A 25447-nucleotide genomic window follows, 5' to 3' on the forward strand; every position below is an offset into this window, starting at 1 on the left:
TACTGGTTTGTGGTAGAGTACCTGGAACCTAATACATTAGAACAAAAAGAATTTAAAGCCCATTTCACCCTGAAAAGATAAATTAGATATGAATTTAAAAAAATATTGTTTAATAGCAAGTTTAGCTTTATTTACCCAAATCGGGAATGCTCAAGAAGGATTACCGATTTATTCAGATTATTTAACAGATAATTATTATTTACTTCATCCGTCGATGGCTGGTGTTGCAAATTGTGCAAAAGTTAGACTAACAGCGCGTCAACAATGGTTTGGACAAGATGAAGCGCCAAGTTTACAAACATTAAGCGTTAATAGTAGAATTGGAGATTCTCCGTCTGCAGTTGGAGCAATTGTTTATAACGATAAGAATGGGTACCATTCTCAAACAGGTGCTTATTTAACTTATGCGCATCATTTAATGTTTTCCCGTAATGAAATTGATTTGAATATGCTCTCATTTGGTTTGAGTGCTGGTTTAATTCAGTATAAACTTGATGAAACAGAATTTTTAGCTGATGGCTTCGATCCAATTATTGCTGGAGTAGAACAAAGTGCAACTAATTTTAATGTTGATTTTGGGTTCTCATATCATTTTATAGATTTTTATGCGCACGCTACTGTTAAAAACGTACTTAATAATGAAGGAATTAATTTTAATGAACAAGGTTTAACTTATGATAATTTAAGAACTTATTTATTATCTGCTGGAAATACATTCAGCAAATATAATAGTCCCTGGAGTTATGAGCCTTCAATCATGTATATGTATAGAGATGCGACTGAAGAATCTTCGATTGATGTAAATGCTAAAATTTATAGAGAGATGGATTTTGGTACACTTTGGGGAGGAGTATCATACAGAAGAAGTTTTGATGGTGCCGAATTTCAAGAAGGTTCTGGAGTGAGTAGCCAAAAACTACAATATTTCACACCTTTCTTTGGTGTAGATTACAATAATTTTGTATTTGCTTATACCTATTCTTATCAAGCAAATTCTGTAGTGTTTAATAATGGAGGCTTTCATCAAATAACATTAGGTTATAATTTTAATTGTAGAAGAGAGAAATATGAATGTAATTGTCCTGCAATTAATTAATCATAATTAGATATGAAGTAAAAAGTCTCGAAATTTTCGAGACTTTTTAATTTAGTGATCGAAGCTTTGTTGAAGCTCTACAAACATTTTAAAATTTTGAAGCGACTTCTGAGAGCACGACCAAGATATAACCTTGGTAACCTTCAAAGTGGTTTACCATTTATATTTCTTTTGTTTAGCTTGCGTTTTTATAGCTGTAACCATAGCATTTTCTAACCTGTTCTCTTTACCTTTTTGCTGTGTTGCAATATACTTTCGTCGTTGTTGATTCAAAGTTTGTATATTGGCTTGTATTGAGTCTCTTTCTTTACGTTTTTTAGCGATATAAGCTTTAATTTCAGATTTGTTTTTACCTTTTAATTCTATAGGTAAATCATCTTTATCTAGGTTTTCATATTTAAAATCTTTTTCTTGTTCTGCATCTACCAAGTCCCAAGTAGAGTTTTTATACAAATGAGAGCTTTTACTCACAGTTCTACTTACGGCATTTGCACTACTGTAACCCATAGCATTATCGTCTTGAAGAGATTGTTGTAATATTTTTGATTCTCCAACAGATCCATAGGCCACATAGGTTTTGTTGAGTTTCTGGTTGAGTTTTAAAATTTGGTCATCATATGGAGTTGTGACGTAGGTGGTTGTTTTATTGTGATTAATTGCCATATAATCACCACGCGCTAAATCTGCTCCATCTTTCCAATAACTAGAGATTCCTTGGTCGTAATCTCCACAAAAAATGGTATTAATTGTAACATCCATTTTTTGTGCAAGTTTTGCGGCTTCTTTATAACTTACACTACCTTGAGTGAAGGGTTCATTACCTGCAATAAATATGAGTTTTAAATCATCTAGGTTTTTCCCCCAATTTAATTGATTTAAGGATGTTTGTATGACATGTCCGCAATATTCATTACCACCATTTGTAGTTAATGAGAATAATTGTTTTGAGATGTCATCTAAATCACTGCTAAATGTTAATACTTGACGAATATAACCTTCACTTCCGTTAAGATTATCGTTACCATATTCATAAAGAGCAATCTCTAAATTAGGTTTTTCATCACCACACTTTGCATAAGAGAGTTCATTTACAATATCCCATAATTGCGATTTGGCTTGATCTATTAAACCATCCATACTATTACTGGTATCTAACAACAATGCCACCTTTATAAACTGATTATTAGTTTCATGTTGTTTGGTTTCCTTAAAAGCAATTTGAGCGCTGTCAGATTTGTGATTTGCATTGCAGGATAAGCAGGTCATCATTAAGATGCTTAATACTATTGATTTAAAAATTGTTTTCATCTAGTTATGTTTTAAGATTGATATGATAAAACTATAAGAACCTTTTTTTTATAAAAAATAGTAATGAGTAAAGTAAGATAGTAAATGAGTAAGTGTGGTTTTTTAATGAGTCAAGACTTCTTTTTTAAGGTTTTTTGCTTGTGTTTTGACTTTTTTCAATTTTATTTAATGAATTAAAGTGTGTAAGTTTAGTCTATTGAAATTTATAAAATGAAACAAATTTTAAAGTACAGTCTTATCTTTTTATTGTGTTTACCAACATATAAATCAGCAGCACAACAAGACGAGCCAATGTTCTATATAAGAGGGTCTGTGCGAGAGAGTGATACCTATGAGCCAATTTCAAAGGTTAATATTGAGATTAATGGTGGTGCTTATACAATTACCGATAGTCAAGGTCGATTTACTATTAAAGCGAAAAAAGGAGATGAACTGATTGTAAGACATAAAGACTTTGAAACTATCTATTATACCATTGGTCTTGAAGATCGCATCACTATTGAGGTTGAACCAGTGGTAAGCACAAATGTAAATTCAAAATTTAAACGTGATGTAAAACGTTTTAACTCTTTAATTGATTCCGTTGCTGTTTATAAGAAAAAAGATGTTGCAAAGAGTATCAAATTTGTTGGAGAAGCCTTAACTCAAAGCAATTCTGTTTCTCAAAATGCAGAAGCATATCAAATATTAGCCGAAGTCTATATGTTTTGGAAACAATATGATCTTGCAGTTAATAATTATAGGATAAGCCTTCAAAATGTTGAAACTAATGATTCTAAATTAGGATTAGCTAAAGCGTATGAACTTAATAAAAATTATCAAGAAAGTATTGATACTTACAATGCCATTCATAAAAAGGAACTCGGACATTATCAATTAGTTCTCCTTTACGAAGGTTTAGGTGATACCTATTTCAGTATAAAAAATTATAACGCTTCTCTTGATGCTTATAAAAAAGGACTTGCCTTAGCTAAAGAACATTTAATTTCACCTAAAGTCGTAGATCTTAATTCAAAAATTGCTCAAACCTATAATGCCAGTGGAAAAACGGAAGCAGCAGAAGAATACTTTGGTAATTCAATGAGTCTAGCTGAGCAACAAACAAAGAAACGTGCACTGGAAGAAAAAGTTACTGTAGCCGATTTTCAAAACACAAATCGTAACTACGATAAGGAAATAGAGCTCAGAAAGCAGATTATTGAAGATGTTGAAGTCGTAGAGAACGATTCAATTATTGATAATGCAAGTGCATTAACGCCTCAAAAACAAAATTATAAAATTGGAAACGCCTATGCATTACAAAAAGATTATGATAACGCCATACCTTATCTTGAAAGAAGTATTGAAGAAGCAAATGATAAGGAAGATTTAATTGTTAAAAAAGATGCAACAAAAAAGCTTTCTGATCTTTATGTAGATGCAGGAAATTATCAAAAAGCTCTTGAAACCTTTACAGCTTATACTGAAGTTGTTGACGAATTATACATTAAAAGAGAACAAGAATTATCACAGGCAGATCGGCTAAGACGTAATATAAGTGAGCAGCAAAACAGAATCACTAGTTTAGAAAGTGACAGAGCATTAAATGAAAGCCTTGTGGAAGAACGTAATAAAAATCAGCAAATCGTTATTTATGCATTAATAGCTGGTATGTTGTTATTAACAATTATGGCTTTTATGATGTACAAGTATATAAAACAACAACGCTTTGCAAATAACTTACTGGCTTTAAAATCGTTGCGAAGTCAGATGAATCCGCATTTTATTTTTAATGCACTTAATTCGGTAAATAGTTTTATTGCAAGCAATGATGAACGAACAGCTAATAAGTATTTGTCAGATTTTTCACATTTGATGCGTTCGGTTTTAGAGAATAGTGAAGAAGATTTTATTCCCTTACAGAAAGAAATTGAGTTACTGGATTTATACACTAAGCTTGAACATTTTAGATTTCAAGATAAGTTTGATTATAGTATAACTGTTGATGAGTCTGTAAACGTTTCAGAATATCAAATTCCGCCAATGTTATTGCAACCTTATATTGAAAATGCCGTATGGCATGGTTTACGCTACAAAACAGAAAAAGGACACTTGTACATTTCCATCGATAAAAAAAGTAACAACGAGATTACCATTAGCGTTTCAGATGATGGGATTGGAAGAGAACGTTCTAAAGCCTTAAAAACAGAACATCAGAAAAAGCAAAACTCAAAGGGAATGGGCAATATTAAAAAACGTGTCGCTATTTTAAATGAAATGTATAAAGATAAAGTAGATGTGTGTATTGATGATTATCAAGATGAAGAAGATGCAGGAACCAAAGTTGTAGTTACCTTAAAAAAAGATTAGATGAAATTAAAATCCATAATTGTAGAAGACGAAGAAACAAGTAGAGCAATTTTAAAGAATTATCTCAAAAAATATTGTCCCAACGTTGAAATATTAGGCGAAGCCGCTAATGTAGATGAGGCTTTAGTATTGATTAGACATCAGGATTTAGATCTGGTTTTTCTCGATGTAGAAATGCCTTATGGAAATGCATTCGATTTATTGGATAAAGTTGGCGATATAAATTTTGAAACTATTTTTGTAACGGCTTATAATCATTATGCTATTGAAGCCTTAAATGCGCATGCATCCTATTATTTGATGAAGCCAATTTCTATTGACGATTTAATAAAAGCGGTCGATTATGTTTCAGAAATTAAAATGAAGGAAGACGCATTGCAAGATCAGGTGTTGGTTCCAAAAACACATAGTGTTAATGGTAAAATTACGATTCCGCAGCAAGACGGATTTGAGGTCTTAGACACTGCAAACATCATGTATTGTAAGGCAGATGATAACTATACAGAAATTTACTTAAATAATAATAAGAAGAAACTCGTTAGTAAGACTTTAAAATATTTTGAAGAAGCCCTTATTGACAGTAACTTTGCCAGAGTACATAAAAGTTATCTGGTTAATGTAAATGAAGTAACCAAATATCTTAAGGGAAAAGGAGGAAGCGTGGTTTTGAGTAATGGAAAACAAATTATGGTATCAGCCTCTAAAAAAGCTGATTTTTTATCTTATTTTAAGTAATCATGCTATTTTAATAATAACTAACAACGATCCAAATGCCAATCATAAAATCAGTAAAAGAAATTCATCCACAAATACCAGATGATTGTTACATTGCAGAAAACGCAACGATAGTAGGAGATGTAATCATGGGAAACCAATGTAGTATTTGGTTTAATGCAGTGATTAGAGGAGATGTGCATTTTATTAAAATGGGAAACAAAGTCAATGTACAAGATGGAGCAGTTATACACGCAACCTATCAAAAATCTCCAACAACTATTGGTAATAATGTATCTATTGGTCATAATGCTATTGTGCATGGCTGTACCATTCAGGATAATGTTTTAGTAGGAATGGGTAGTATTATTATGGACGATTGTATAATAGAAAGCAATTGTATTATCGCAGCAGGAGCAGTGGTTACTGCTAATACCAGAGTGAAATCTGGAAGTATTTATGCTGGTGTTCCTGCAAAAAAAGTAAAAGATATTAGTCAAGAATTAATCTCTGGTGAGATTGATAGAATAGCCAACAATTATGTAACGTATGCGAGTTGGTTTAAATAATTAAAAATCTAAGTATTCTACTTTAAAATTTGCACCGACGATGTCTTTTAAAACAGTGATATTGGTATTGATATAGAATGCGTTTTCAGGGGTTTTGGCTGTTTTATTTAATAATTGATTTTGTTCCAGTACTGCTTTTGTTTGTTTGGCAACTGCTAATCCCGAATCAATTATTTTAACATGTTTTGGAAGTAGCTCTAGCAGTAAAGGCATTACATATGGATAATGAGTACAGCCCAAAACCAAATAATCTATATTGGCATCAATCATTGGTTTAAGATAGTCTGTAAGCAAAGCTTTCATTTCATTAGAAGTCGCTTTTCCTTCTTCAACCAAAGGGACTATTCCTTCTCCAATTTGTTCAATAACATTAATATCATTACTGTACAAATCTGTTGTTTTATGAAATAATTCACTCGAAAGTGTCCCTTTGGTCGCTAAAATACCAACAGCTTTGGTTTCAGTATTGAGAGCAGCTGGTTTTATTGCAGGTTCAATACCAATAAAAGGAACATTATATTTTGACCGTAAATGAGATACGGCATTTGTAGTTGCAGTATTACATGCAACCACGATTAGTTTACAGTTTTTAGATAAGAGATACTCTGTGTTTTTTGCACTGAGCTCTATAATGTCTTGTTTGCTCTTGTTTCCATAAGGAGCATGTTTGCTGTCAGCAAGGTATATAGAGTTTTCATTTGGCAGAAGCGCATGAATTTCTTTAAAAATTGATGTGCCACCAATACCAGAGTCAAATATGCCTATTGGTTGTGTGTTCATTTGTGTTACAAAAATAGAAAAGCCACTTCTTAAAAGTGACTTTCATATTCATTATTTTTATTAACTCCTGTTTACCTTTCTTTTAGAGAGGTTTGAACTGCTTGTCAGTTCTGGCAAAAGATTTAGAATCCTAATTCTTTCTTTACATCAGCTAATAAATCTTTGCCATCTGCAACCAATACACCTCCACCTTGAGTAGAATCAAGTACATATTGATATCCTTGGGCTTTAGCGACTTTATCAATTGCAGCTTTAGCTTTTTCGAAAATAGGCTTTAATAAATCTGCTTCTTTTTTCTGTAAGTCTTGTTGAGCCTGACCTTGATATTGACGAATACTTTGCTCCATCGTTTGAACTTCTTGAGCTCTAGCTGTGTTTTCTTCTTCAGTTTTTGTATCGACTTCTGCCTGGTATTGTTTTACTTTATTTTGAAGCTCTGTAGCCATCGTTTTGATTTCAGCTTCATAGGTTTTTGTCAACCTTTCAATTTCAGCTTGAGCAGTTTTCATTTCAGGCATAGCCTCAACCAACTGCGTGGTGTTTATATGTGCAATTTTAGATTGTGCTGTTGAAAAACTAGTTGCTCCAACAAAAAGTAAGCTTGCAAATAAAAGGGTTTTAAATTGTTTCATTTTAAAATTTGTTACGTGTTATAATTATTGTTTTTAGTTATCTTCGTCAGGAATAGAGTCATTGCTTTTTTTCTGAGCTTCTCGTTCTTCTTTTGCTTTTCTTCTATCCTCTAATATTTTTTTTCGTCTTTCGTCTAAAGCTTTTTGTCTTGCTTCTCGATCTTTTAATTTTTGTTGTCTTTTTTCTTCAGCTAATTGAGCTGGTGTCTTTTCAGAATTATCTTCAGCTTTTCTCGTTTCAGTTTTATCTCCAGTTTTTTTTACTGAAGTGGTATCATTAGCTTGAGATCTATTAGCTTCATTTATACTGTCGCGTTTAGCTTTGGCTTCAGCTCTATCATCAAGAATTTTTTGACGACGTTCAGCAGCAGCATTTTTTAACGAATCTCTTCGCTTTTGTTGTTCCTCTAAACGTTTCGCGATAGCTGCTTCTCGCTCAGATTTTTTATCTTCTAAAGCTTTTTGGCGCTCATCAAGTTCTTCGTTAATCTCAGGAACAACTTCTTCTTTTCCTGCTTCTCTACGTTCAGAACGCGACTTAGCCTGAGTTCGTTTAGATGATCTCGTGATACTTCTTATAACTAATTCACTAATGTCAAAACGTTCAGCAGAATATAACATTACTACGTCTGCAGATTTATCAAATATGAAGTCATATTTTTTATTAGCTGCAATTTCCTGGACTGAAGCAAAAATCTGATCTTGTATTGGTTGCATTAACTGCTTCTTCTGAATCATTAAATCACCACTTGGTCCAAAACGTTTTTGCTGATAGTCTAAAATTTCGGCTTCCTCATAAGAAATGTCTTCCAAACGTTCTTCATATAGTTCTTTAGTTAAAAGAACACTTTCATTTTCCAATTGTTTTTTCTTTTGGTCAACAGAATTTAAACGTTGCTCAATTTCTGTTTTCCATTGCTGAACTTTTTGTTCTAATTGTGTTGTTGCTTGTTGATATTCGGGTATATTTTGTAAAATATATTCTGTATCAATGTAACCTATTCTAACACCTCGTTGTGCATTAGAAACAAAGCTCATTAGACTTACTACTGTCACTAAAAAAAGAACTTTATACTTCATCTGTTTTATTTTATAATTTACTAATATCTTCTAAGATTATTAAATTGACAGATAAATATAACGATTCCATCAATGTTTCACTTTTCAAATTAACGAAATATATTCTGAAAAATTTTAACACACTCATTAAATCGTCATATTGCTTATAGAAAATATCGTGCCAAATTTAAAATTGCTGTCCAATAATGAAGTGAGTTTCCCATCCGTTTTTAATGGTTGTACCAGGAATAGCGTCAAATCCATGACCAAAATCTATACCTAATAGTCCAAATGCTGGCATAAAAATTCTAAGTCCGAAACCTACAGAACGATTTAGATTAAAAGGATTGTAATCTCTAAAGCTGTCAAAAGATGCACCACCTTCTGCAAATAGCAAACCATAAATTTTTGCTTGCGCTCCAAGTGTAATAGGATGTCTTAATTCTAACGAGAATTTATTATAAATCGTACCACCATCTTGAGAAGATAATGATTGGTTTGGATATCCACGAAGCTGAATGACCTCTCTGCCATCTAGAGCAAAGTTACCTAAGCCATCACCTCCTAAGAAGAAACGTTCAAAAGGAACAACACCTCTGTCATTATTATAAGCACCAAGGAAGCCAAATTCTAAGCCAGATTTAATCACTAATTTATTTACGATACGCGTATACCAGTCACCTTTAAATTTAATTTTATAAAATTCTAACCAATTGTAACGTTCTTGATCAATTTCACCAATTCTAACTTGATCATCAGAATCTGTTGGGTCTAATGCGTCTCTTTCTTCTTTTAAAGCTTCGTAATCTACATTGTTAAATAAAGAGTAAGGTAAAGACATCTTTGCACTTATAGAAAAACTTGAACCACCTTCAGGATAAATAGGATCAGTGTATAAGTTGTTTCTACTTAGGCCAATAGTGTATGAGAGGTTGTTAGAGTAGCCATCACCAAAAGTAAACAGACCAGTATTATAGTTTTTCAAATCGTAGTGTTGGAAACTAACCGATTGAGATAATGTGAAATAATCGTCCGGAACTTTTAAACGCTTAGCTATTCCGACAGATATCCCAGTAATGTTAAAACGTTTGTCTTTATCTGCACCTCCAGATATTGGATCATAAAGAAATTGTCTTGTATGCGATAAAGAAGTAGATAATTGTACTGGACGTTTACCACCTAACCAAGGTTCAGAAAATGAGAAACTGTAAGTTTGAAAAAATCTAGAGGCTTGTAAACGCAATGCTAAGGTTTGTCCGTCTCCCATAGGCAAGGGCTTATAGGCTTCTTTTTTGAAAATATCTTTAATGGCGAAGTTATTAAATGATAACCCTAATGTACCAATGAAACCACCTCCACCATAACCACCTTGCAGTTCTATCTGGCTTGAACCTCTCTCTACAACCGTATATTCTAAATCTACTGTACCTTCATTTGGGTTCATGTTTTTAAAATCCGGAGTTAAGAGTTGCGCATCAAAAAAGCCTAACTGACCAAGTTCTCTAATGGTTCTAATAACATTAGCTTTACTGTATAACTGACCAGGTTTTGTTCTTAATTCTCTGTAAATGACATGGTCGTTTGTTCTGTCGTTTCCTGTAACTGAAACATTATTGAAATAAGCAGGCTTCCCTTCAGAGATTCGAATTTCCATATCTATTACATTTCCTTCAGCACTGACCTCTACAGGATTGATACTAGAAAAAAGATATCCGTTATTTTGATAGAGATTAGTTAAATCTAATGCGTCAGGTTTTGTGTCATCAGCAATACGTTTGCGTAATTCTACTCCGTTATAAGTTTCACCTTCTTTAATGCGTAATACAGAGTGTAATTGTTCATCGGTATAGACACTATTACCAACAAATGTGATTTTACCAAATTTATACTGCTCACCTTCTTCAAGTGTAATGTCTAAACTGATAGTTTTCTTGTCTTTATAGATGATTGAATCTGAAATAATTCTAGCATCTCTATAGCCGTTTTCCTTGTATTTGTCTATGATATTGACAAGGTCTTCTTTATAATCCTCCTCGATATATTTAGAACGTTTAAGAAAACGTAAAAAGTTCTTTTTCTTAGTATTTTTCATGGCCTTTCTAAGCTTTTTATCTGAAAGCTTTTCATTACCATTAAATGTGATTTTATCTATTTTAACTTTCTCTCCTTTATCGATGTAAACCAGCATGTTTACACGACTTTTTTCTATAGAATCATTAGGAACCTCTGTTGTGTTAACTGTGACTTTAGTGTTGAGGAAGCCATTTTTTTTGTATTTGTTGGTAAGGAAGTTTCGGGTAGTAGTGATTAAATTTTCTGTGACTTTTACACCTTTAGTAAGGTTATTATCCTTTATAATGTCTTCCTTTTTACTCTTCTTTACACCTTGTATTTCTAACTCGTTAAGTTCGGGTAAGTCTGCAAGATTAATTTCCAAATATGCTTTATTACCTTCAGTTTTAACTAAGTAAATATCAATACTACTAAATAATTTACTGGTCCATAGTTTCTTAACAGCATTACTTATCTGCTCTCCTGGAATGATGATTTGTTCTCCTTTTCGTAATCCAGAAAAAGAGACAATTGTTGTTTCACTAAAATTGGTGTTACCTGTAACAGTAACTTCTTCTATGATGTAGCTTTTTCCGTTATCAAAGCTGGTTTGTTGTGCAACAACTACGCTTGAAATAATAAAAATTAATAGTGTAAATAGTTGCTTTGTGTAAGTTTTCAAAAGTAAATTATTAGCTAAGTTGTTCACTAGTTTTTCCAAATCGTCGTTCTCTGTTTTGATAATTAATCAAAGCTTCATATAGGTCTTGTTTTGTAAAATCTGGCCATAATATATCTGTAAAATATAATTCGGCATAAGCAATTTGCCAAAGCAGGAAATTACTTATTCTATGTTCACCACTAGTCCTAATTAACAAATCTACGTCTGGTAAATTTTGCGTGTAAAGATGCTTATTTATAATTGATTCGTCAATACTTTCAACAGAAATTATATTATTTTTAACGTTCGCTGCAATCTCTTTGATAGTGTGAACGATTTCTTCTCTTGAACCATAGCTTAGTGCCAAGGTTAAGGTCATATGAGTATTGCTTTTAGTTTTATCAATAACTTCGAGTAATTCTTTATGTGCTTTTTTTGGCAAATCATTAAGATTTCCAATAGCTGAAAGCTTGATATTATTATCCTGTAATGTTTTGATTTCTTTTTTTAGAGATTTCACTAAAAGCTTCATAAGGGTTTGCACTTCCAGTTTAGGGCGTTTCCAGTTCTCTGTCGAAAAAGCATATAAGGTTAAATGTTTTATACCAATTTCTGCACTTGCTTCTACAATATTTCTAACAGATTTGGTGCCATTTTCGTGACCAATCACTCTAAGCATTCCTTGGTTTTTAGCCCAACGGCCATTGCCATCCATGATTATTGCAACATGCTTAGGCAATTTATCTTTTAATATTTGGTCTTTTGAAATCATTTAAAAATTGCAATAACAAGGTCTTTGTCCAAATGTATACGTTAGCGTAAAACCGGTAAATACATACCAATCGTTACTGTTTATATTTCCAATACTCACTTGTTCTTTAAAATCTCCATCAGGAACGCTTCCATCTATTTCATCTGAAAATGTATATCTCGCACCAATTTCAAATCCCAAGATTATATGATTGGTAATATTTGATTTAATACCTAAGGTCATTGGGATTCCAAAAGCCCAACTACTAGTATTTTCATCTATAATTTCACCATTTGGGCTATAATAGAAATTATCATGTTTTGCTGCGGTAATTCCGGAATATAAATAAGGGACAACCTTTAAACCAGAAGTATGCAAGTCAAAATCCCAAAAGGTGAATTCCATACCAGCTGAAATTTCTAATAAATTAGTATCAAATTCATAATTTCTAGCTATTCGCCTTGGGTCATCTGAATCTTTATCCTTTCCTTTCAAATCAGCATAAATTAGTGATACTCTCCACGAGTGTCTCGGACTACGATTCCATTTTAACATTAAACCAAAAGCAGCTGTATTTGGTGATATATAATCTGTAGCTCCAACATCTCCAATAAAATTGCTTCCACCTGTATACAGGCCAACCTCATATATTTGAGAATGACCTGAATGAGCGTAAAACACACTTAATAAAAATAAGATTAAATACCTCATAAATTTTTAAAAGTTTGCAAATATAACAATTATGATTTGCCTATAACAATTTGAGGCAAATAGTCTTAGAGATTAACAGTTTTTGTTGAGTTTTATTGTTTAATTTCGTTTGTCTTCGCCCCAAAGCATTTTTTTTCTTAGCGTATCAACAAAACTTTCTTGTAATAATTCAACCATTCTTATTTCAAAATCTGCTTTTTTTATAGTGACTAATGTAGAATTGTGTAATGTTGCAATTCTTGAATCGAGAGAGATTAAATAATGTTCTTCCCGACCGTTAACTTTAAGTTGAATTTCTGTGTCGTCTGGAATTACAAGAGGTCTGGCATTGAGGTTGTGAGGTGCAATAGGTGTTAAAACAAAACTATCAGTTTCAGGAGTAATTACTGGTCCGCCACAACTCAAGGAATATCCTGTAGAGCCTGTTGGTGTTGATATAATTAATCCATCTGCCCAATATGAGGTGAGATATTCTGAATTTAAATGGGTTTCAACTGTAATCATCGATGTTGTGTTTTTTCGACTTACAGCAATTTCGTTTAGTGCAAAATTAGTTTCTATTAATTCTTTATTTTCAGGTTGTGTTTCAATACATAAAAGAGTGCGATTAGAAATCTTGTAATTACCTTTTATAATATCCTCAACAGCAGATTTAATCTGATTGGTTTGTATTGTAGCCAAAAATCCCAGTCTGCCAGTATTGATGCCAACAATTGGAATAGATAAATCCCTTACATAAGTAATGGCTCTTAAAATGGTACCATCACCACCAATACTAATTAATAAACTATAAGAATCATCTAAAACTTCAAAAGTTTCAATATCATCTAATTTGGAAGGCGCTTTACTTTCGTGCTTAATGATATTAAAAAAATCGTTTTCAATAAAAATAGTAATATTTTTTTGTGATAAAACATCTAGGAGTATTTCAATACTCTCTTGTGTACTGTTATGATAATATTGACCGTAAATTGCAATTTTCATTATATATCTAGATATTTTCTTAAGTATTCTGAGCGATCTTTTAAATTTTCAACATAATTGTCTTCTTCGTGACCAGACACTATATTATAACTGTATCGTCTAAAAGTTTGAATCACGTCGTTTAGTCCTGAATTGCCGATTTTTAAAGTGATTTGAACCACACCGCTTTCTAGTTTTGAAACGAAAGCACCTAATATTTTGGCATCATTAGATTCTACAATCTGACTTACTTCGCTAAAGGAATAATCATTTAATCCTTTTTCAACAACTAAAATACCTCCAGGTTCAGAAAAGAAAGGTGTTTGATTAAATAACCCAATAATGTCATTGAGTTCATAATAGCCTAAATAATTATTTTTATCACTCAAAACAGGCATAATATTACATGAGTTTTGAGCAAAAGTTTCCAAAACATCCAGCCAATTGGTATGTGTTCTTACAAAGAAGCCTTCAATTGCATAATTGCATTCAGCAATTGTTTTTTCACCTTCAAAACAATGGGCATCAGTTTCAGAAACACATCCTAAATAGGTGCCATTTTTTTTAATAGGAATGTGAGAATATGTGAGTTCGTTAAATAGTAGTTGTAAATCGCTAACCTTATCAGTAATGTCTAGCGGTTTAATATCATTAATAATGTATTCTTGTAAAGGCATAATCTGGTTTATAATCTATCGCAAATTAATTAAAAATAACCATAAAAAGCAGGAAGTACTTCGTATTTTTGCAGTTAAAACATGAACAAATGACAAAGTTAAGTGTAAATATTAATAAGATTGCCACCTTGCGGAATTCACGTGGTGGTAATACACCTAATGTTGTGCAATTTGCAAAAGATGTACAGCGTTTTGGAGCTCAGGGAGTAACCGTTCATCCAAGGCCAGACGAACGCCATATAAAATACCAGGACACACGAGACTTAAAGTCTGAGGTTTATACCGAATTTAATGTCGAAGGAAACCCTATAACCTCTTTTATGGATTTAGTATTAGAGGTCAAGCCAACACAAGTAACCCTTGTTCCAGATGCAGTTGACGCTATAACGTCTAATGCAGGTTGGGACACTATTAAGCATAAGGATTTTTTAACTGAAGTGATTTCAGAATTTAAATCAAACGGAATTCGCACTTCTATTTTTGTTGATCCAGTACTTGAAATGATTGAAGGTGCTAAAACCACTGGAACTGACAGAATAGAACTTTATACTGAAAGTTTTGCTCATCAATACAGTTTAGGAAATACAAATGCTATTAAACCATTTACTGAAGCTGCCGAATTAGCCAACCAAATGCATTTGGGTGTGAATGCAGGACATGATTTGTCGTTAGACAATATTAAATTTTTTAAAGAGCATATTCCAGATTTGCTTGAAGTATCTATTGGTCATGCTTTAGTGTCTGAAAGCCTCTATTTAGGTATTGAAAATGTTATACAAATGTATCTTCATAAATTAAAGTAAACTCTTACTGTCACATCGATCGCAGTCGAGATGTCTTGTAAAATATAAAAGATTTTAAAATGAAACTACACTCTCAAATTTTAGGTAAAGGTCAGCCGTTGGTCATTCTGCACGGATTTTTAGGAATGTCTGATAACTGGAAATCCTTAGGCATAAAATTTAGTGAAGCTGGTTACCAAGTCCATTTAATAGACCAACGTAATCATGGACGCAGTTTTCATGATGACGAATTTAATTACGAGGTCTTAGCTGAGGATTTAAAAGATTATTGTAACGAACATGGTCTGAATCATATTATGTTGTTAGGACATTCGATGGGAGGAAAAACAGCCATGTTATTTGCTACATTATACCCAGAATTCGTGTCTAAGTTATTAGTGGCAGATATCAGTCCGCGTTTTTATCCAATACATCATGATGCTATTTTAAGCGGTTTAAGTGCTTTAGATTTTTCAGAAATAAAAAGCAGAGGACAAGCTGATAAGATGTTGACTCAGTATGTGCCTGAAGTAGGAACTCGCATGTTTCTTCTCAAAAATTTATATTGGATAGAAAAAGGACAATTAGCATTGCGAATGAATCTTGAGGTTTTAAAGGATAACGTTCATGAAGTAGGTGAAGCTCTGCCAATCCATTCTAAATTTCAAAAACCAACACTATTTCTTCGTGGTGATAAAAGTGAATATGTAATGACCAGTGATGAAAAGTTAATCAAACAACATTTTCCATTAGCAACAATTGAAACTATTAGCAATGCTGGTCATTGGTTGCATGCAGAGAATCCAAAGGATTTTTATGAAACTGTAATAAATTTCATTTCGTCATAAAAAACAAATATCTTTAACTGCCTAACTTATACTCCTTATGAAATTAATTGTTGTTTTAATAGCTTTTTTAGCCGTTTTCCAAATCTCATTTTCTCAAGTTCAAAGATATGAAGATGGTCCATTTAAAACATACTATAAAACGGGAGAAGTAAAAACAGAAGGATATTATTTAAATGATAAACGTCATGGAAAATGGATTGATTATTATATAAATGGTAAAATATCTAAAGAATATTATTTTTCAGATGATGACTCAATTCAAAGCTCTTCTTCATATTCTGAAGATGGTGTTTTAAAAAAGGAAATCAAAACTGAAGAGGGTCATAAAATTGTTAAGGGTTATACTAAAAGCGGAAATCTTAAATTTATTAGACAGCAAAATAATGGGTTCTATAAGGAATTTTCAGAAAATGGTAGCCTCTTAATTGAAGCGGTTTATCAGAATTATGAACTACAAGGTGTATGGAAAATGTTTCACAATAATGGAAATTTAGCATGGGAAGTGAACTATGTCAATGGATATAGGGATGGTGTTTATAAGAAATACTATGAAAATGAACAATTAGAATTAGAAGGAATTATTGTTAAAGAGAAAAAGAAAGGAGTAGAAAAACGATATTCCGTACATGGTTTTTTAGAATGGAAAGGTTATTATGATAATGATAAACTTGATAAAACCTGGACACATTATAATTCTTCTAATAAGAAAATAAATGAAATTAAGTTTGATAATGGAGTCGAAGTTAATGTTGATCAAAATAATATAATAGAGCCTACTATAATTCCTGATGGAGCTATAGATGGTGTGCCTGTCTATCCTGGCTGTGAATATGTTTATGGAAATCAAGCCAGAAAAAATTGTATGAGTAGAGCAATTACTAGATTAGTCAATTTAAATTTTAATAAGAGTATTGCAAGAAACAAAGGTCTTTCAGGTAAATATCGCATTCATGTAATTTTTAAAATAGGAAAGGATGGTAAAGTTTTTAATGCTCGTGCAAGAGCAGTGCATCCAGACCTAGCAGATGAAGCTATAAGAATTGTTAAATCATTACCTTTAATACAACCAGGTTTTCAGGATGGAGAGCCAGTTGACGTACCTTATTCATTACCTATTTTATTTCAAGTACAATAATTTTAAAACCATATTACTATGAACCTCATTTTAAAACTTTTAATTACAGCAGGTATAGTGTTGCTTTTGGCACATTTTCTACCAGGTGTTGCTGTGAGCGGATTTGCAGCTGCAATTATTGTAGCAATAGTATTGGCTTTACTCAATGCTATTTTAAAACCAATTTTAATCATTTTAACCATTCCTATTACCATTGTAACTTTAGGCTTATTTTTATTAGTTATCAATGCTTGTATTATTCTTTTAGCCGATCAATTTATTGATGGTTTTGGAGTTAGTGGTTTCTGGATAGCATTGCTATTTAGTATCTTATTATCTATTTCGCAATCTATTGCATATTCCCTTTTAAAAGAAGATAAAAAATAGACTAATAATCAGTTACTTAAAATATTGTTGGGTTGTAAAAAATGTCGTATTTTTGCAGCCCAATTTTGATATGATTTAAAATGAACATCACAAGAGAAAACATCGATGCATTAAATGCAGTTGTAAAAGTAGATATCGCAAAAGAAGATTACAGCGATAAAGTAGAGCAAATCTTAACAGATTACCGTAAGTCGGCTAACATTCCTGGTTTTAGAAAAGGACATGTGCCAATGGGAATGGTAAAAAAACAATATGGTAAAGCCGTATTGGTTGATGAGGTTAATAAATTATTACAAGACGCACTTAATAAATATTTAACGGAAGAAAAATTAGATGTACTTGGTAACCCATTACCAAAACCTCAAGATGATTTAGATTGGGATTCTGATGCATTTTCTTTTGAGTTTGAGTTGGGTTTAGCACCTGAATTTGAAGTGAACTTAAAAAGTAAAAAAGCCATCACACATTACAATATTGTAGCCGATAAAAAAATGCTTGATAATCAAGTAGAACACATTAGAAAACAATATGGTAAAATCATTTCTGAAAAAACAGTGTCTAAAGATTCTGAAATCACTGGTGTTTTTGAAAATGAAGAAAAAGGTATCAATAATTCAGCCACTATTACTTTAGATAAATTTAAAGGAAAGTCGACAGAGAAGCAATTTATTGGCGCTAAGGTTGGAGATGTAGTAACCTTAAAAACTAAAGGGCTTTTTAATGATGATCACGATTTGATGACCTTTTTAAAAGTGTCTCATGAAGATGCTCATGACTTAGATATTGAAGTGAATTTTACAATAAATGAAATCAATTCGAGAGAACTGGCAGACTTAGATCAGGAGTTGTTTGATAAACTGTTTGGTAAAGGCGTTGTGACTTCAGTAACCGAGTTGAAAGAGAAAATTAAAGAAGATTCTGAAAAACAATTTGTACAGCAAGGCGATCAAAAGCTATTGAATGATGTGACTGAAAGTTTAGTGGAAAACACAAAATTTGATTTGCCAGCGTCATTCTTACAAAAATGGATGCAGACTGCTGGTGAAGAAGAAATGGATGCAGAACAGGCAAAAGAAGAATACGAAAAGTCTGAAAAAAGCATGCGTTACCAATTAATTGAAGGTAAATTAATAGAAAAATATAACCTTCAAGTTACGTTTGAAGATCTCAAAGCTCATGCCAGAGAGATGATAAAAGTTCAAATGGCACAATTTGGTCAAATGAATCCTTCCGATGAAGAATTAGATGGTATTGCAACACGTATTTTATCCAATAAAGACGAGGTAAAACGTTTGTCTGAGCAATTGATGAGCACAAAATTGTTAAATCTTTACAAATCTGAAGCGAACTTAAAGGTGAAAGAAATAACTTATGACGATTTTGTAAAAGAGTTTTACAGCTAAACCATAATGGTTTTTTGTTTATAAGAACATTGCAATCATTATAGTTTTATAATTGAATCTCTGTTTTGGCAATTTTCTTAAATTACAGAAATTAAGATTATAAATTAGTATATTTGAGCGTAAAACGGAATGGTTTTACGCTTTTTTGTTTCACAATAAATTATTTCAAAAACACTATATGGATTACGGAAAAGAATTTGAAAAATTCGCAATAAAAGACCAAGGCATAAGCAGTACGTACTACAACAAAATTATAAGTAGTATGTATCCTAATGCTTTGACACCTAATATTATAGAAGAGCGTCAAATGAATATCGCTATTTTTGATGTATTTTCTCGTTTAATGATGGATCGTATCATTTTCATGGGAACAGCCATCAATGATCAGGTCGCAAATATTATTCAGGCACAACTGCTGTTTTTAGAAAGTACAGACGCTTCTAAAGACATTCAAATTTATATCAATTCTCCTGGAGGAAGCGTATATGCAGGCTTGGGAATTTACGACACAATGCAGTTAATTAAGCCTGATGTAGCAACCATTTGTACTGGAATGGCAGCCTCAATGGGAGCTGTTTTATTATGTGCTGGTGAAAAAGGAAAGCGAAGTGGTTTAACACATTCACGTGTCATGATTCACCAACCTTTAGGAGGTGCGCAAGGTCAGGCAAGTGATATTGAAATTACAGCTCGTGAAATACTAACTTTAAAAGAAGAGTTGTATAAAATAATTAGTAAGCATTCTGGTCAGGATTACGATAAAATCTACGAAGACAGTGATCGTGATTATTGGATGAAAGCTGATAAAGCTAAAGAATATGGAATGATAGACGAAGTGCTATCAAGAGGATAACTATAAATAGTGAGTTAGAAGTGTTTCGAAAAATTTGAATACGATTTTTCAATATCCACTTTTCACTTTGAATTTGAATAATGGCAAAGGAAGAATTAGAATGTTCGTTTTGTGGTAGAAAAAAGCCAGAAACCAATTTATTAATTGCTGGATTAGATGCACATATTTGTGATCGATGTATTGAGCAAGCACATGGTATTGTTTTAGAAGAGTCTAAACAAACAGGTAATGCTGAGTTATCTTCTGAATTGATGCTTAGAAAACCACAGCAAATTAAAGAATTTCTAGACGAATATATTATTGGTCAGGAATATACTAAAAAAGTAATGTCTGTAGCGGTTTATAATCATTATAAACGTCTACTACAGCCAGCAACAGATGATGATATTGAAATACAAAAAAGCAACATCATCATGGTTGGTCAAACAGGAACAGGTAAAACATTGATGGCAAAAACGGTTGCCAGAATGTTGAATGTGCCTTTAGCAATTGTAGATGCTACAGTGCTTACTGAAGCTGGATATGTTGGAGAAGATGTTGAAAGTATATTAACACGTTTGTTGCAAGCTGCAGATTATAGTCTGGAGAAAGCAGAAAGGGGAATTGTTTTTATTGATGAAATTGATAAAATTGCGCGTAAAAGTGATAACCCTTCAATTACCAGAGATGTTTCAGGAGAAGGCGTACAACAGGCTTTACTAAAACTGCTGGAAGGAACAGTTGTAAATGTTCCACCAAAAGGAGGACGTAAGCATCCAGACCAAAAATTTATTGAAGTCAATACAGAAAATATTTTATTTATTGCTGGTGGTGCTTTTGATGGTATAGAAAAGAAAATATCTAAACGTCTCAATTTAGCGGCAATTGGTTATAAAGCGGCTCATGATGGAGATGCTCTGGATACAGATAATCTTTTGCAGTATATTATACCAAAAGACTTAAAAGATTTCGGATTGATTCCGGAAATAATTGGTCGTCTTCCGGTGTTAACGTATATGGATCCTCTTGATGCAAAAACGTTACGAGCCATTTTAACCGAACCTAAAAATGCCATTATCAAACAATACAAGAAATTGTTCCAAATGGATGATATTGAATTCTCAATTACAGATGGCGCATTAGATTTCATTGTAGATAAGGCTATCGAATATAAATTAGGTGCCAGAGGTTTGCGTTCTTTATGTGAAGAAATCTTAACAGATGCGATGTTTGAGTTACCAAGTGGTGATGAGAAAAAACTGAATGTTACCAAATCTTATGCTGAAGGTAAGTTAGAAAAGACAACCTTAAAGAAGCTAAAAGCAGTATCTTAGATTTTGAATCTTTTTATAAAAAATAAAACCACTCTTTTTTGGAGTGGTTTTTATTTGGATTTAAAAATTAATATTGCGAACAATATTTATAAATTTTCACAAGGTGTTTTTAAGGGATAACACTAATAATTGTGAATCTATTTCTCTGTATTACTTTGTAAATATAACAGCAATTAGTTCAGATTAAAAACCGTTATTGGCAGTTTTGGACAAACCGAATTAAATACTCGTTATGTGGAAAACTTTAAAGTCGTTTGTCGGATAAATTTGAAATCTGCTTCCAGTCATCGATAAACTCAATGAATTTCAATTCAACTAAGAGAGGTCTCACTGGCATTTAGTTGGAGTAATTCATCTATGTATTCACGATTATTAGATAAACGAGGAATCTTATGTTGACCACCAAGCTTGTTGTGGTGTTTTAACCAGTCGTAAAATAAACGTTCTCTTGCAATATGTATCTCAGGCATATTGAGAGTCATGTTGTTATAACGTTTGGCTTCATAATCAGAATTTAAAGATTGAAGTGCGCTATCTAAAAGTTCTTTAAATTGATGAACACAAGGAGGAGGTGTTTTAAATTCAATAAGCCATTCGTGAGATCCCTTTTTTCTTCCTTGCATAAAAATTGGCGCAGCTGTATAGTCTACAATTTCAGCATTGGTGGTTTTACAGACGTCACGTAAGGCATCTTCAGCATTTTCAATAATCAATTCTTCTCCAAAGACATTAATATGATGCTTTGTTCTGCCAGAGACTTTAATTCTGTAAGGATTTATTGAAGTAAAACGAATGGTGTCACCAATTTTATAACGCCAAAGCCCAGCATTGGTAGTAATAATTACAGCATAATTAACATCAACTTCTACTTCACTTAGCGGAATCACCTTTACATTTGGAGTTCCATAGGTTGACATTGGAATAAATTCATAAAAAATACCATAGTCTAACATCAATAACAACTCACTGCTATTATTGTGATCTTGAATGGCAAAAAAGCCTTCTGATGCATTATAGATTTCATAATATTTAAAATCAGCTTTAGGTAAAATAGCTTTATATTGATCTACATAAGGCACAAAACTTACACCTCCATGAAAATAGACTTCCAGGTTTGGCCATATATCAAACAAACTGTCTTTACCCGTTGCCTCCAACACATTATTTAACAATACTAACATCCATGAAGGCACTCCAGCTAAACTAGTCACATTTTCATTAATAGTTTCTTCTACAATGGCTTGCATTTTGGTCTCCCAATTGCTCATTAGTGATACGCGATTACTTGGTGTACTGCTAAACTCAGCCCAAAAAGGCATATTATCAATAAGTATTGCCGACAAATCTCCAAAGACAGTACCATTTTCTCTATACAATTCTTTACTGCCTCCAAGACGTAAACCTTTTCCTGTAAATAATTGTGAATCTTCATTGTTGTTAAGGTACATACAAAGTAAATCTTTGCTCGCTGCATAGTGACAATCTTCTAAAGACTCCTCACTAACAGGAATAAATTTGCTTTTAGCATTGGTGGTTCCACTAGATTTTGCAAACCATCTGATAGGTGTTGGCCAAAAAATATTGTTTTCACCTCTGCGAGAACGTTCAATAACATCTTGATAATCTTCATATGATGAAATAGGAACACGTTCAGAAAAGGTATTGTAATTTGCTATAGAATTAAAGTCATATCGCTTCCCGATTTCAGTGTCTTTTGCTTTTGAAAGCAACTGAAAAAGCAACTCGTTTTGTACTTCGTTTGGATACTTTAAAAACAATTCAATTTGATGAAACCGTTTTTTTAAGAACCATGATGCAATTGAATTGACTAAAGGAATCGGCATTTTTATAGTATCTTTATGGTTGATTTTATCTTAGGCTTTTTGATGTGCTGCAAAATCATCTTTTATTCCCATAGTTAGTCTTTTTATTACAGCGTAGTGATGCTATGATGTGCAAAAAAAGCCATCCTCTGAAAATAAAACCTTGACTTTTCGCTTAAATAATAAAGCCTAAGATGAAATCATTAAAAATAATACTTTTTTTTATATGTTTTATCAAGGTGTTTTAACAAAAATGGAAACTGAGTTTGCTCATCCTATCCAATATTATTTGATACTTGAGAATGATTTCTTGAATATGAATCAGTTACTAGGAAAAATCATCACATTAGACTTTGTGAAATACCAGTGCTTAAAGTGCGGATTAGACAAGCCAATTTACCGACAAGGTTTTTGCAAGGCCGATTTTTTTGATATTCCTCAAGCTGGTGATTGGATCATGAGACCCGAATTGAGCACAGCCCATCTTAACAAAGAAGATCGTGATTTAGATTATGAAAAAAAGGTACAATTACAACCACATGTTGTGTACTTGGCCAATTCAAGTAATGTAAAAGTTGGTGTGACCAGAAAAAGTCAGATACCAACGCGATGGATTGATCAAGGTGCTCACGAAGCCATAGAAATTGTTGAAGTTCCTAATCGTTATCTCGCTGGAATTACCGAAGTCGCTCTTAAAGATCATGTTGCCGATAAAACCAACTGGAGAAAAATGTTGAAAAATGATATTGAAGATGAAAATTTAGTTGAATGGCGTGAACGGTTAAAATCTTACATTCCGGAAGAAGCACAAGACTATTACATTGTTTCCAATACTGAAACCAATATTGCATTTCCTGTACTTAACTATCCTAAAAAACCTAAAAGTCTAAACATTGAAAAAGAACTGACTTATACAGGTAAATTAGTGGGACTTAAGGGTCAGTATTTAATTTTTGAAGATGATACCGTTTTCAATGTAAGAAGTAATGAAGGCTTAGTGGTAAAATTTACAATAGTTTAAACATTAACGTAATTTTATACATTAGCTTTTTTTATAAATGGTTGTTTTTTAGTATCTTGAATATAAAAAACGCTATGAAAATTCCTGTTATGTTTTACGTGGCTCTGACCACATTTTTATTGATTACAGTTACTATTGCTGTTGCCATGGACATGCCTTTTAACTGGGTATTTTACTTAACTTGCTTAGGACAAGTTTTCGTTGTTATTATGGTTTATAAAGTACTGAGAGATAAGTACACAACAAATAAGACGTTCAAAGATTTTTACGAAGACCATCCCATTTCTCAAGTTGAAAACTATCGGTAGATTAAAGTCGCTAAGTGCTAGTGTGTTTGACGTTTTGTAAAACTAACCTATCGAATATAAAAAAAGCATACTTCGTGAAAAGTACGCTTCATTTATAATAGCAAAAAACTACTAAATATCTTCTTGATCTCTTAATCCTTGAATATATCCAGCTTTTTGAATTTCTCTTCTTCTCTTTACTGAAGGTTTTGTGAAAAACTGATTTTCACGAATGTTTTGCATCGTCTTTACGTTACGGTGTTTTCTTTTGTAACGCTTTAAAGCACGTTCGATACTTTCTCCTTCTTTTACTAATATCTTAATCATGTATTAATTTTAATGGTTATAAATTATCCTAAATAGGTTTTTAATATTTTACTTTTTGAATCCTGACGTAAACGTCTAATTCCTTTTTCACGTATTTGTCTTACACGCTCTCTTGTTAAATCGAAAGTTATTCCAATTTCATCAAGTGTCATTGGTGGTTCATTACTTAAACCAAAATTTAAACGTATCACATCACTTTCTTTTTGAGACAATGTATCTAAAGCTCTGTTAATTTCTACATTTAAAGATTCTTTCATTAAATCACGATCTGGATTTGGTGACTCACCAGATTTTACCACATCATACAAGCTTGACGTTTCTCCTTCTTTTAAAGGTGCATCCATTGATAAATGACGACCAGAATTTTTAAGAGATTGCTTCACTTCTGAAACTGTCATGTCCAATTCGAGTGCAATTTCTTCAGCACTAGGTGCTCTTTGGTGCGATTGCTCTAAAAATGAAAACGCTTTATTGATTTTATTAATTGAACCAATTTTGTTCAAAGGTAATCTAACTATTCGAGATTGTTCTGCTAAAGCTTGTAAAATTGCTTGTCTAATCCACCATACAGCATAAGAGATAAACTTAAACCCTCTGGTTTCGTCAAAACGCTTTGCAGCTTTTACCAAACCAGCATTACCTTCGTTTATTAAATCAGGAAGTGTAAGTCCTTGATTTTGATATTGTTTAGCAACAGAAACTACAAAACGTAAGTTAGCCGTTGTAAGCTTATCTAAAGCAGCCTGATCTCCTTCTCTTATGCGTTGAGCGAGTTCAACTTCTTCCTCAGCAGTAATCATAGGTAATTTGCTGATGTCTTGTAGGTATTTGTCTAGTGATTTAGATTCGCGGTTGGTAACTTGTTTGGTAATCTTTAATTGCCTCATATATTCTTTATTATTTTAAAAGTTCGCAAGAGTTCAATGTAACTTTTAATTTGACAAAAGCAAATAAAAACGCAATTCTT

The 25447-nt window shown here is 32.4% G+C and carries 25 protein-coding genes; 13 read left to right on the plus strand and 12 right to left on the minus strand.

What is annotated here, in order from left to right:
• Window positions 1-88 precede the first annotated feature (88 nt).
• Window positions 89-1096 carry a PorP/SprF family type IX secretion system membrane protein gene (locus tag ACRHNM_RS12940; protein ID WP_431137067.1) on the plus strand — a complete coding sequence of 336 codons (1008 nt, stop codon included), beginning with the start codon at window positions 89-91 and terminating at the stop codon, window positions 1094-1096.
• Between the two features lie 153 nt (window positions 1097-1249).
• Here ACRHNM_RS12940 and ACRHNM_RS12945 read toward each other — a convergent pair whose 3' ends face one another.
• Window positions 1250-2404 (minus strand): VWA domain-containing protein, encoded by a 1155-nt coding sequence (locus tag ACRHNM_RS12945; RefSeq protein WP_431137068.1) that lies wholly within the window; start codon window positions 2402-2404, stop codon window positions 1250-1252.
• A gap of 210 nt (window positions 2405-2614) precedes the next feature.
• On the opposite strand from ACRHNM_RS12945, the gene ACRHNM_RS12950 reads away from it, so the two are divergent.
• The 3 genes from ACRHNM_RS12950 to ACRHNM_RS12960 are packed head-to-tail and all read left to right on the plus strand — an operon-like array spanning window position 2615 to window position 6036.
• Window positions 2615-4753, plus strand: a complete 2139-nt coding sequence (locus tag ACRHNM_RS12950) for a histidine kinase (protein WP_431137069.1) — start codon at window positions 2615-2617, stop codon at window positions 4751-4753.
• On the plus strand, window positions 4754-5488 hold the full coding sequence (locus ACRHNM_RS12955; RefSeq protein ID WP_431137070.1) for a LytR/AlgR family response regulator transcription factor: 735 nt from the start codon (window positions 4754-4756) through the stop codon (window positions 5486-5488).
• 35 nt (window positions 5489-5523) lie between these two features.
• Window positions 5524-6036, plus strand: coding sequence for a gamma carbonic anhydrase family protein (locus tag ACRHNM_RS12960; protein WP_431137071.1), 513 nt, complete (start codon window positions 5524-5526; stop codon window positions 6034-6036).
• Here the strand turns inward: ACRHNM_RS12960 and murI are convergent, their stop codons facing one another.
• The 8 genes from murI to ACRHNM_RS13000 form a co-directional block, all read right to left on the minus strand.
• Window positions 6037-6816 (minus strand): glutamate racemase, encoded by a 780-nt coding sequence (gene murI, locus ACRHNM_RS12965; protein ID WP_431137072.1) that lies wholly within the window; start codon window positions 6814-6816, stop codon window positions 6037-6039.
• A gap of 122 nt (window positions 6817-6938) precedes the next feature.
• Window positions 6939-7448, minus strand: a complete 510-nt coding sequence (locus tag ACRHNM_RS12970; RefSeq protein ID WP_431137073.1) for an OmpH family outer membrane protein — start codon at window positions 7446-7448, stop codon at window positions 6939-6941.
• A 33-nt stretch (window positions 7449-7481) separates the two neighbouring features.
• A complete protein-coding gene (locus ACRHNM_RS12975; RefSeq protein WP_431137074.1) occupies window positions 7482-8528 on the minus strand; it encodes an OmpH family outer membrane protein in 1047 nt (348 codons plus the stop codon).
• A 166-nt stretch (window positions 8529-8694) separates the two neighbouring features.
• On the minus strand, window positions 8695-11280 hold the full coding sequence (gene bamA, locus ACRHNM_RS12980) for an outer membrane protein assembly factor BamA (protein WP_431137075.1): 2586 nt from the start codon (window positions 11278-11280) through the stop codon (window positions 8695-8697).
• Window positions 11252-11992 (minus strand): isoprenyl transferase, encoded by a 741-nt coding sequence (locus ACRHNM_RS12985; RefSeq protein WP_431137076.1) that lies wholly within the window; start codon window positions 11990-11992, stop codon window positions 11252-11254. The genes bamA and ACRHNM_RS12985 overlap by 29 nt, the downstream gene beginning before the upstream one ends.
• Window positions 11993-12682, minus strand: a complete 690-nt coding sequence (locus ACRHNM_RS12990; protein WP_431137077.1) for a DUF6089 family protein — start codon at window positions 12680-12682, stop codon at window positions 11993-11995.
• 99 nt (window positions 12683-12781) lie between these two features.
• Window positions 12782-13666, minus strand: coding sequence for an NAD kinase (locus tag ACRHNM_RS12995; protein WP_431137078.1), 885 nt, complete (start codon window positions 13664-13666; stop codon window positions 12782-12784).
• The gene (locus tag ACRHNM_RS13000; RefSeq protein ID WP_431137079.1) at window positions 13666-14322 is read right to left on the minus strand and encodes an acetoin utilization protein acuB; all 657 of its coding nucleotides are present in this window, start codon (window positions 14320-14322) and stop codon (window positions 13666-13668) included. Before ACRHNM_RS13000 ends, ACRHNM_RS12995 begins: the two co-directional genes overlap by 1 nt.
• Window positions 14323-14411: 89 nt before the next feature.
• On the opposite strand from ACRHNM_RS13000, the gene ACRHNM_RS13005 reads away from it, so the two are divergent.
• The 7 genes from ACRHNM_RS13005 (at window position 14412) to clpX (ending at window position 21022) form a co-directional block, all read left to right on the plus strand.
• Complete coding sequence (locus ACRHNM_RS13005; RefSeq protein ID WP_431137080.1) at window positions 14412-15125, plus strand: pyridoxine 5'-phosphate synthase; 714 nt, start codon at window positions 14412-14414, stop codon at window positions 15123-15125.
• 59 nt (window positions 15126-15184) lie between these two features.
• The gene (locus ACRHNM_RS13010) at window positions 15185-15952 is read left to right on the plus strand and encodes an alpha/beta fold hydrolase (RefSeq protein ID WP_431137081.1); all 768 of its coding nucleotides are present in this window, start codon (window positions 15185-15187) and stop codon (window positions 15950-15952) included.
• Between the two features lie 37 nt (window positions 15953-15989).
• A complete protein-coding gene (locus ACRHNM_RS13015) occupies window positions 15990-17087 on the plus strand; it encodes an energy transducer TonB (protein WP_431137082.1) in 1098 nt (365 codons plus the stop codon).
• A gap of 18 nt (window positions 17088-17105) precedes the next feature.
• A complete protein-coding gene (locus ACRHNM_RS13020; RefSeq protein WP_431137083.1) occupies window positions 17106-17453 on the plus strand; it encodes a phage holin family protein in 348 nt (115 codons plus the stop codon).
• Window positions 17454-17533: 80 nt separating this feature from the next.
• The gene (tig, locus tag ACRHNM_RS13025; protein WP_431137084.1) at window positions 17534-18856 is read left to right on the plus strand and encodes a trigger factor; all 1323 of its coding nucleotides are present in this window, start codon (window positions 17534-17536) and stop codon (window positions 18854-18856) included.
• A gap of 178 nt (window positions 18857-19034) precedes the next feature.
• Window positions 19035-19709 carry an ATP-dependent Clp endopeptidase proteolytic subunit ClpP gene (gene clpP / locus ACRHNM_RS13030; protein ID WP_323788465.1) on the plus strand — a complete coding sequence of 225 codons (675 nt, stop codon included), beginning with the start codon at window positions 19035-19037 and terminating at the stop codon, window positions 19707-19709.
• An 80-nt stretch (window positions 19710-19789) separates the two neighbouring features.
• Window positions 19790-21022 (plus strand): ATP-dependent Clp protease ATP-binding subunit ClpX, encoded by a 1233-nt coding sequence (gene clpX / locus ACRHNM_RS13035; protein ID WP_431137085.1) that lies wholly within the window; start codon window positions 19790-19792, stop codon window positions 21020-21022.
• 311 nt (window positions 21023-21333) lie between these two features.
• Here clpX and ACRHNM_RS13040 read toward each other — a convergent pair whose 3' ends face one another.
• Window positions 21334-22866: a GH3 auxin-responsive promoter family protein gene (locus ACRHNM_RS13040; RefSeq protein WP_431137086.1), complete on the minus strand. Its 1533-nt coding sequence runs from the start codon at window positions 22864-22866 to the stop codon at window positions 21334-21336.
• A 205-nt stretch (window positions 22867-23071) separates the two neighbouring features.
• On the opposite strand from ACRHNM_RS13040, the gene ACRHNM_RS13045 reads away from it, so the two are divergent.
• Together ACRHNM_RS13045 and ACRHNM_RS13050 are read left to right on the plus strand one after the other, a co-directional pair.
• A complete protein-coding gene (locus tag ACRHNM_RS13045; protein WP_431137087.1) occupies window positions 23072-23866 on the plus strand; it encodes a DUF2797 domain-containing protein in 795 nt (264 codons plus the stop codon).
• 74 nt (window positions 23867-23940) lie between these two features.
• Window positions 23941-24174: a hypothetical protein gene (locus ACRHNM_RS13050; RefSeq protein ID WP_431137088.1), complete on the plus strand. Its 234-nt coding sequence runs from the start codon at window positions 23941-23943 to the stop codon at window positions 24172-24174.
• A gap of 111 nt (window positions 24175-24285) precedes the next feature.
• Here the strand turns inward: ACRHNM_RS13050 and rpsU are convergent, their stop codons facing one another.
• Both rpsU and ACRHNM_RS13060 read right to left on the minus strand, forming a co-directional pair.
• On the minus strand, window positions 24286-24480 hold the full coding sequence (gene rpsU / locus ACRHNM_RS13055) for a 30S ribosomal protein S21 (RefSeq protein WP_040281277.1): 195 nt from the start codon (window positions 24478-24480) through the stop codon (window positions 24286-24288).
• Between the two features lie 23 nt (window positions 24481-24503).
• Window positions 24504-25367, minus strand: coding sequence for a sigma-70 family RNA polymerase sigma factor (locus ACRHNM_RS13060; RefSeq protein WP_431137089.1), 864 nt, complete (start codon window positions 25365-25367; stop codon window positions 24504-24506).
• Window positions 25368-25447: the final 80 nt, after the last annotated feature.

Origin of the sequence: Psychroserpens mesophilus, from assembly GCF_050617655.1 — a bacterium.
Taxonomy (GTDB): Bacteria; Bacteroidota; Bacteroidia; order Flavobacteriales; family Flavobacteriaceae; genus Psychroserpens; species Psychroserpens mesophilus_A.

Excerpts from the sequence above, each read along its gene's own strand:
- ACRHNM_RS12960 (WP_431137071.1), top strand. The coding sequence starts at position 5,524 with ATGCCAATCATAAAATCAGTAAAAGAAATTCATCCACAAATACCAGAT.
- ACRHNM_RS13050 (WP_431137088.1), top strand. The coding sequence starts at position 23,941 with ATGAAAATTCCTGTTATGTTTTACGTGGCTCTGACCACATTTTTATTG.
- ACRHNM_RS12940 (WP_431137067.1), top strand. The coding sequence starts at position 89 with ATGAATTTAAAAAAATATTGTTTAATAGCAAGTTTAGCTTTATTTACC.
- clpX (WP_431137085.1), top strand. The coding sequence starts at position 19,790 with ATGGCAAAGGAAGAATTAGAATGTTCGTTTTGTGGTAGAAAAAAGCCA.
- ACRHNM_RS12950 (WP_431137069.1), top strand. The coding sequence starts at position 2,615 with ATGAAACAAATTTTAAAGTACAGTCTTATCTTTTTATTGTGTTTACCA.
- clpP (WP_323788465.1), top strand. The coding sequence starts at position 19,035 with ATGGATTACGGAAAAGAATTTGAAAAATTCGCAATAAAAGACCAAGGC.
- ACRHNM_RS12970 (WP_431137073.1), bottom strand. The coding sequence starts at position 7,448 with ATGAAACAATTTAAAACCCTTTTATTTGCAAGCTTACTTTTTGTTGGA.
- ACRHNM_RS13060 (WP_431137089.1), bottom strand. The coding sequence starts at position 25,367 with ATGAGGCAATTAAAGATTACCAAACAAGTTACCAACCGCGAATCTAAA.
- murI (WP_431137072.1), bottom strand. The coding sequence starts at position 6,816 with ATGAACACACAACCAATAGGCATATTTGACTCTGGTATTGGTGGCACA.
- ACRHNM_RS13020 (WP_431137083.1), top strand. The coding sequence starts at position 17,106 with ATGAACCTCATTTTAAAACTTTTAATTACAGCAGGTATAGTGTTGCTT.
- ACRHNM_RS13045 (WP_431137087.1), top strand. The coding sequence starts at position 23,072 with ATGTTTTATCAAGGTGTTTTAACAAAAATGGAAACTGAGTTTGCTCAT.
- ACRHNM_RS13015 (WP_431137082.1), top strand. The coding sequence starts at position 15,990 with ATGAAATTAATTGTTGTTTTAATAGCTTTTTTAGCCGTTTTCCAAATC.
- ACRHNM_RS12995 (WP_431137078.1), bottom strand. The coding sequence starts at position 13,666 with ATGAAAATTGCAATTTACGGTCAATATTATCATAACAGTACACAAGAG.
- rpsU (WP_040281277.1), bottom strand. The coding sequence starts at position 24,480 with ATGATTAAGATATTAGTAAAAGAAGGAGAAAGTATCGAACGTGCTTTA.
- ACRHNM_RS12990 (WP_431137077.1), bottom strand. The coding sequence starts at position 12,682 with ATGAGGTATTTAATCTTATTTTTATTAAGTGTGTTTTACGCTCATTCA.
- ACRHNM_RS13010 (WP_431137081.1), top strand. The coding sequence starts at position 15,185 with ATGAAACTACACTCTCAAATTTTAGGTAAAGGTCAGCCGTTGGTCATT.
- ACRHNM_RS12985 (WP_431137076.1), bottom strand. The coding sequence starts at position 11,992 with ATGATTTCAAAAGACCAAATATTAAAAGATAAATTGCCTAAGCATGTT.
- ACRHNM_RS13000 (WP_431137079.1), bottom strand. The coding sequence starts at position 14,322 with ATGCCTTTACAAGAATACATTATTAATGATATTAAACCGCTAGACATT.
- ACRHNM_RS12975 (WP_431137074.1), bottom strand. The coding sequence starts at position 8,528 with ATGAAGTATAAAGTTCTTTTTTTAGTGACAGTAGTAAGTCTAATGAGC.
- ACRHNM_RS13005 (WP_431137080.1), top strand. The coding sequence starts at position 14,412 with ATGACAAAGTTAAGTGTAAATATTAATAAGATTGCCACCTTGCGGAAT.
- ACRHNM_RS12945 (WP_431137068.1), bottom strand. The coding sequence starts at position 2,404 with ATGAAAACAATTTTTAAATCAATAGTATTAAGCATCTTAATGATGACC.
- tig (WP_431137084.1), top strand. The coding sequence starts at position 17,534 with ATGAACATCACAAGAGAAAACATCGATGCATTAAATGCAGTTGTAAAA.
- ACRHNM_RS13040 (WP_431137086.1), bottom strand. The coding sequence starts at position 22,866 with ATGCCGATTCCTTTAGTCAATTCAATTGCATCATGGTTCTTAAAAAAA.
- ACRHNM_RS12955 (WP_431137070.1), top strand. The coding sequence starts at position 4,754 with ATGAAATTAAAATCCATAATTGTAGAAGACGAAGAAACAAGTAGAGCA.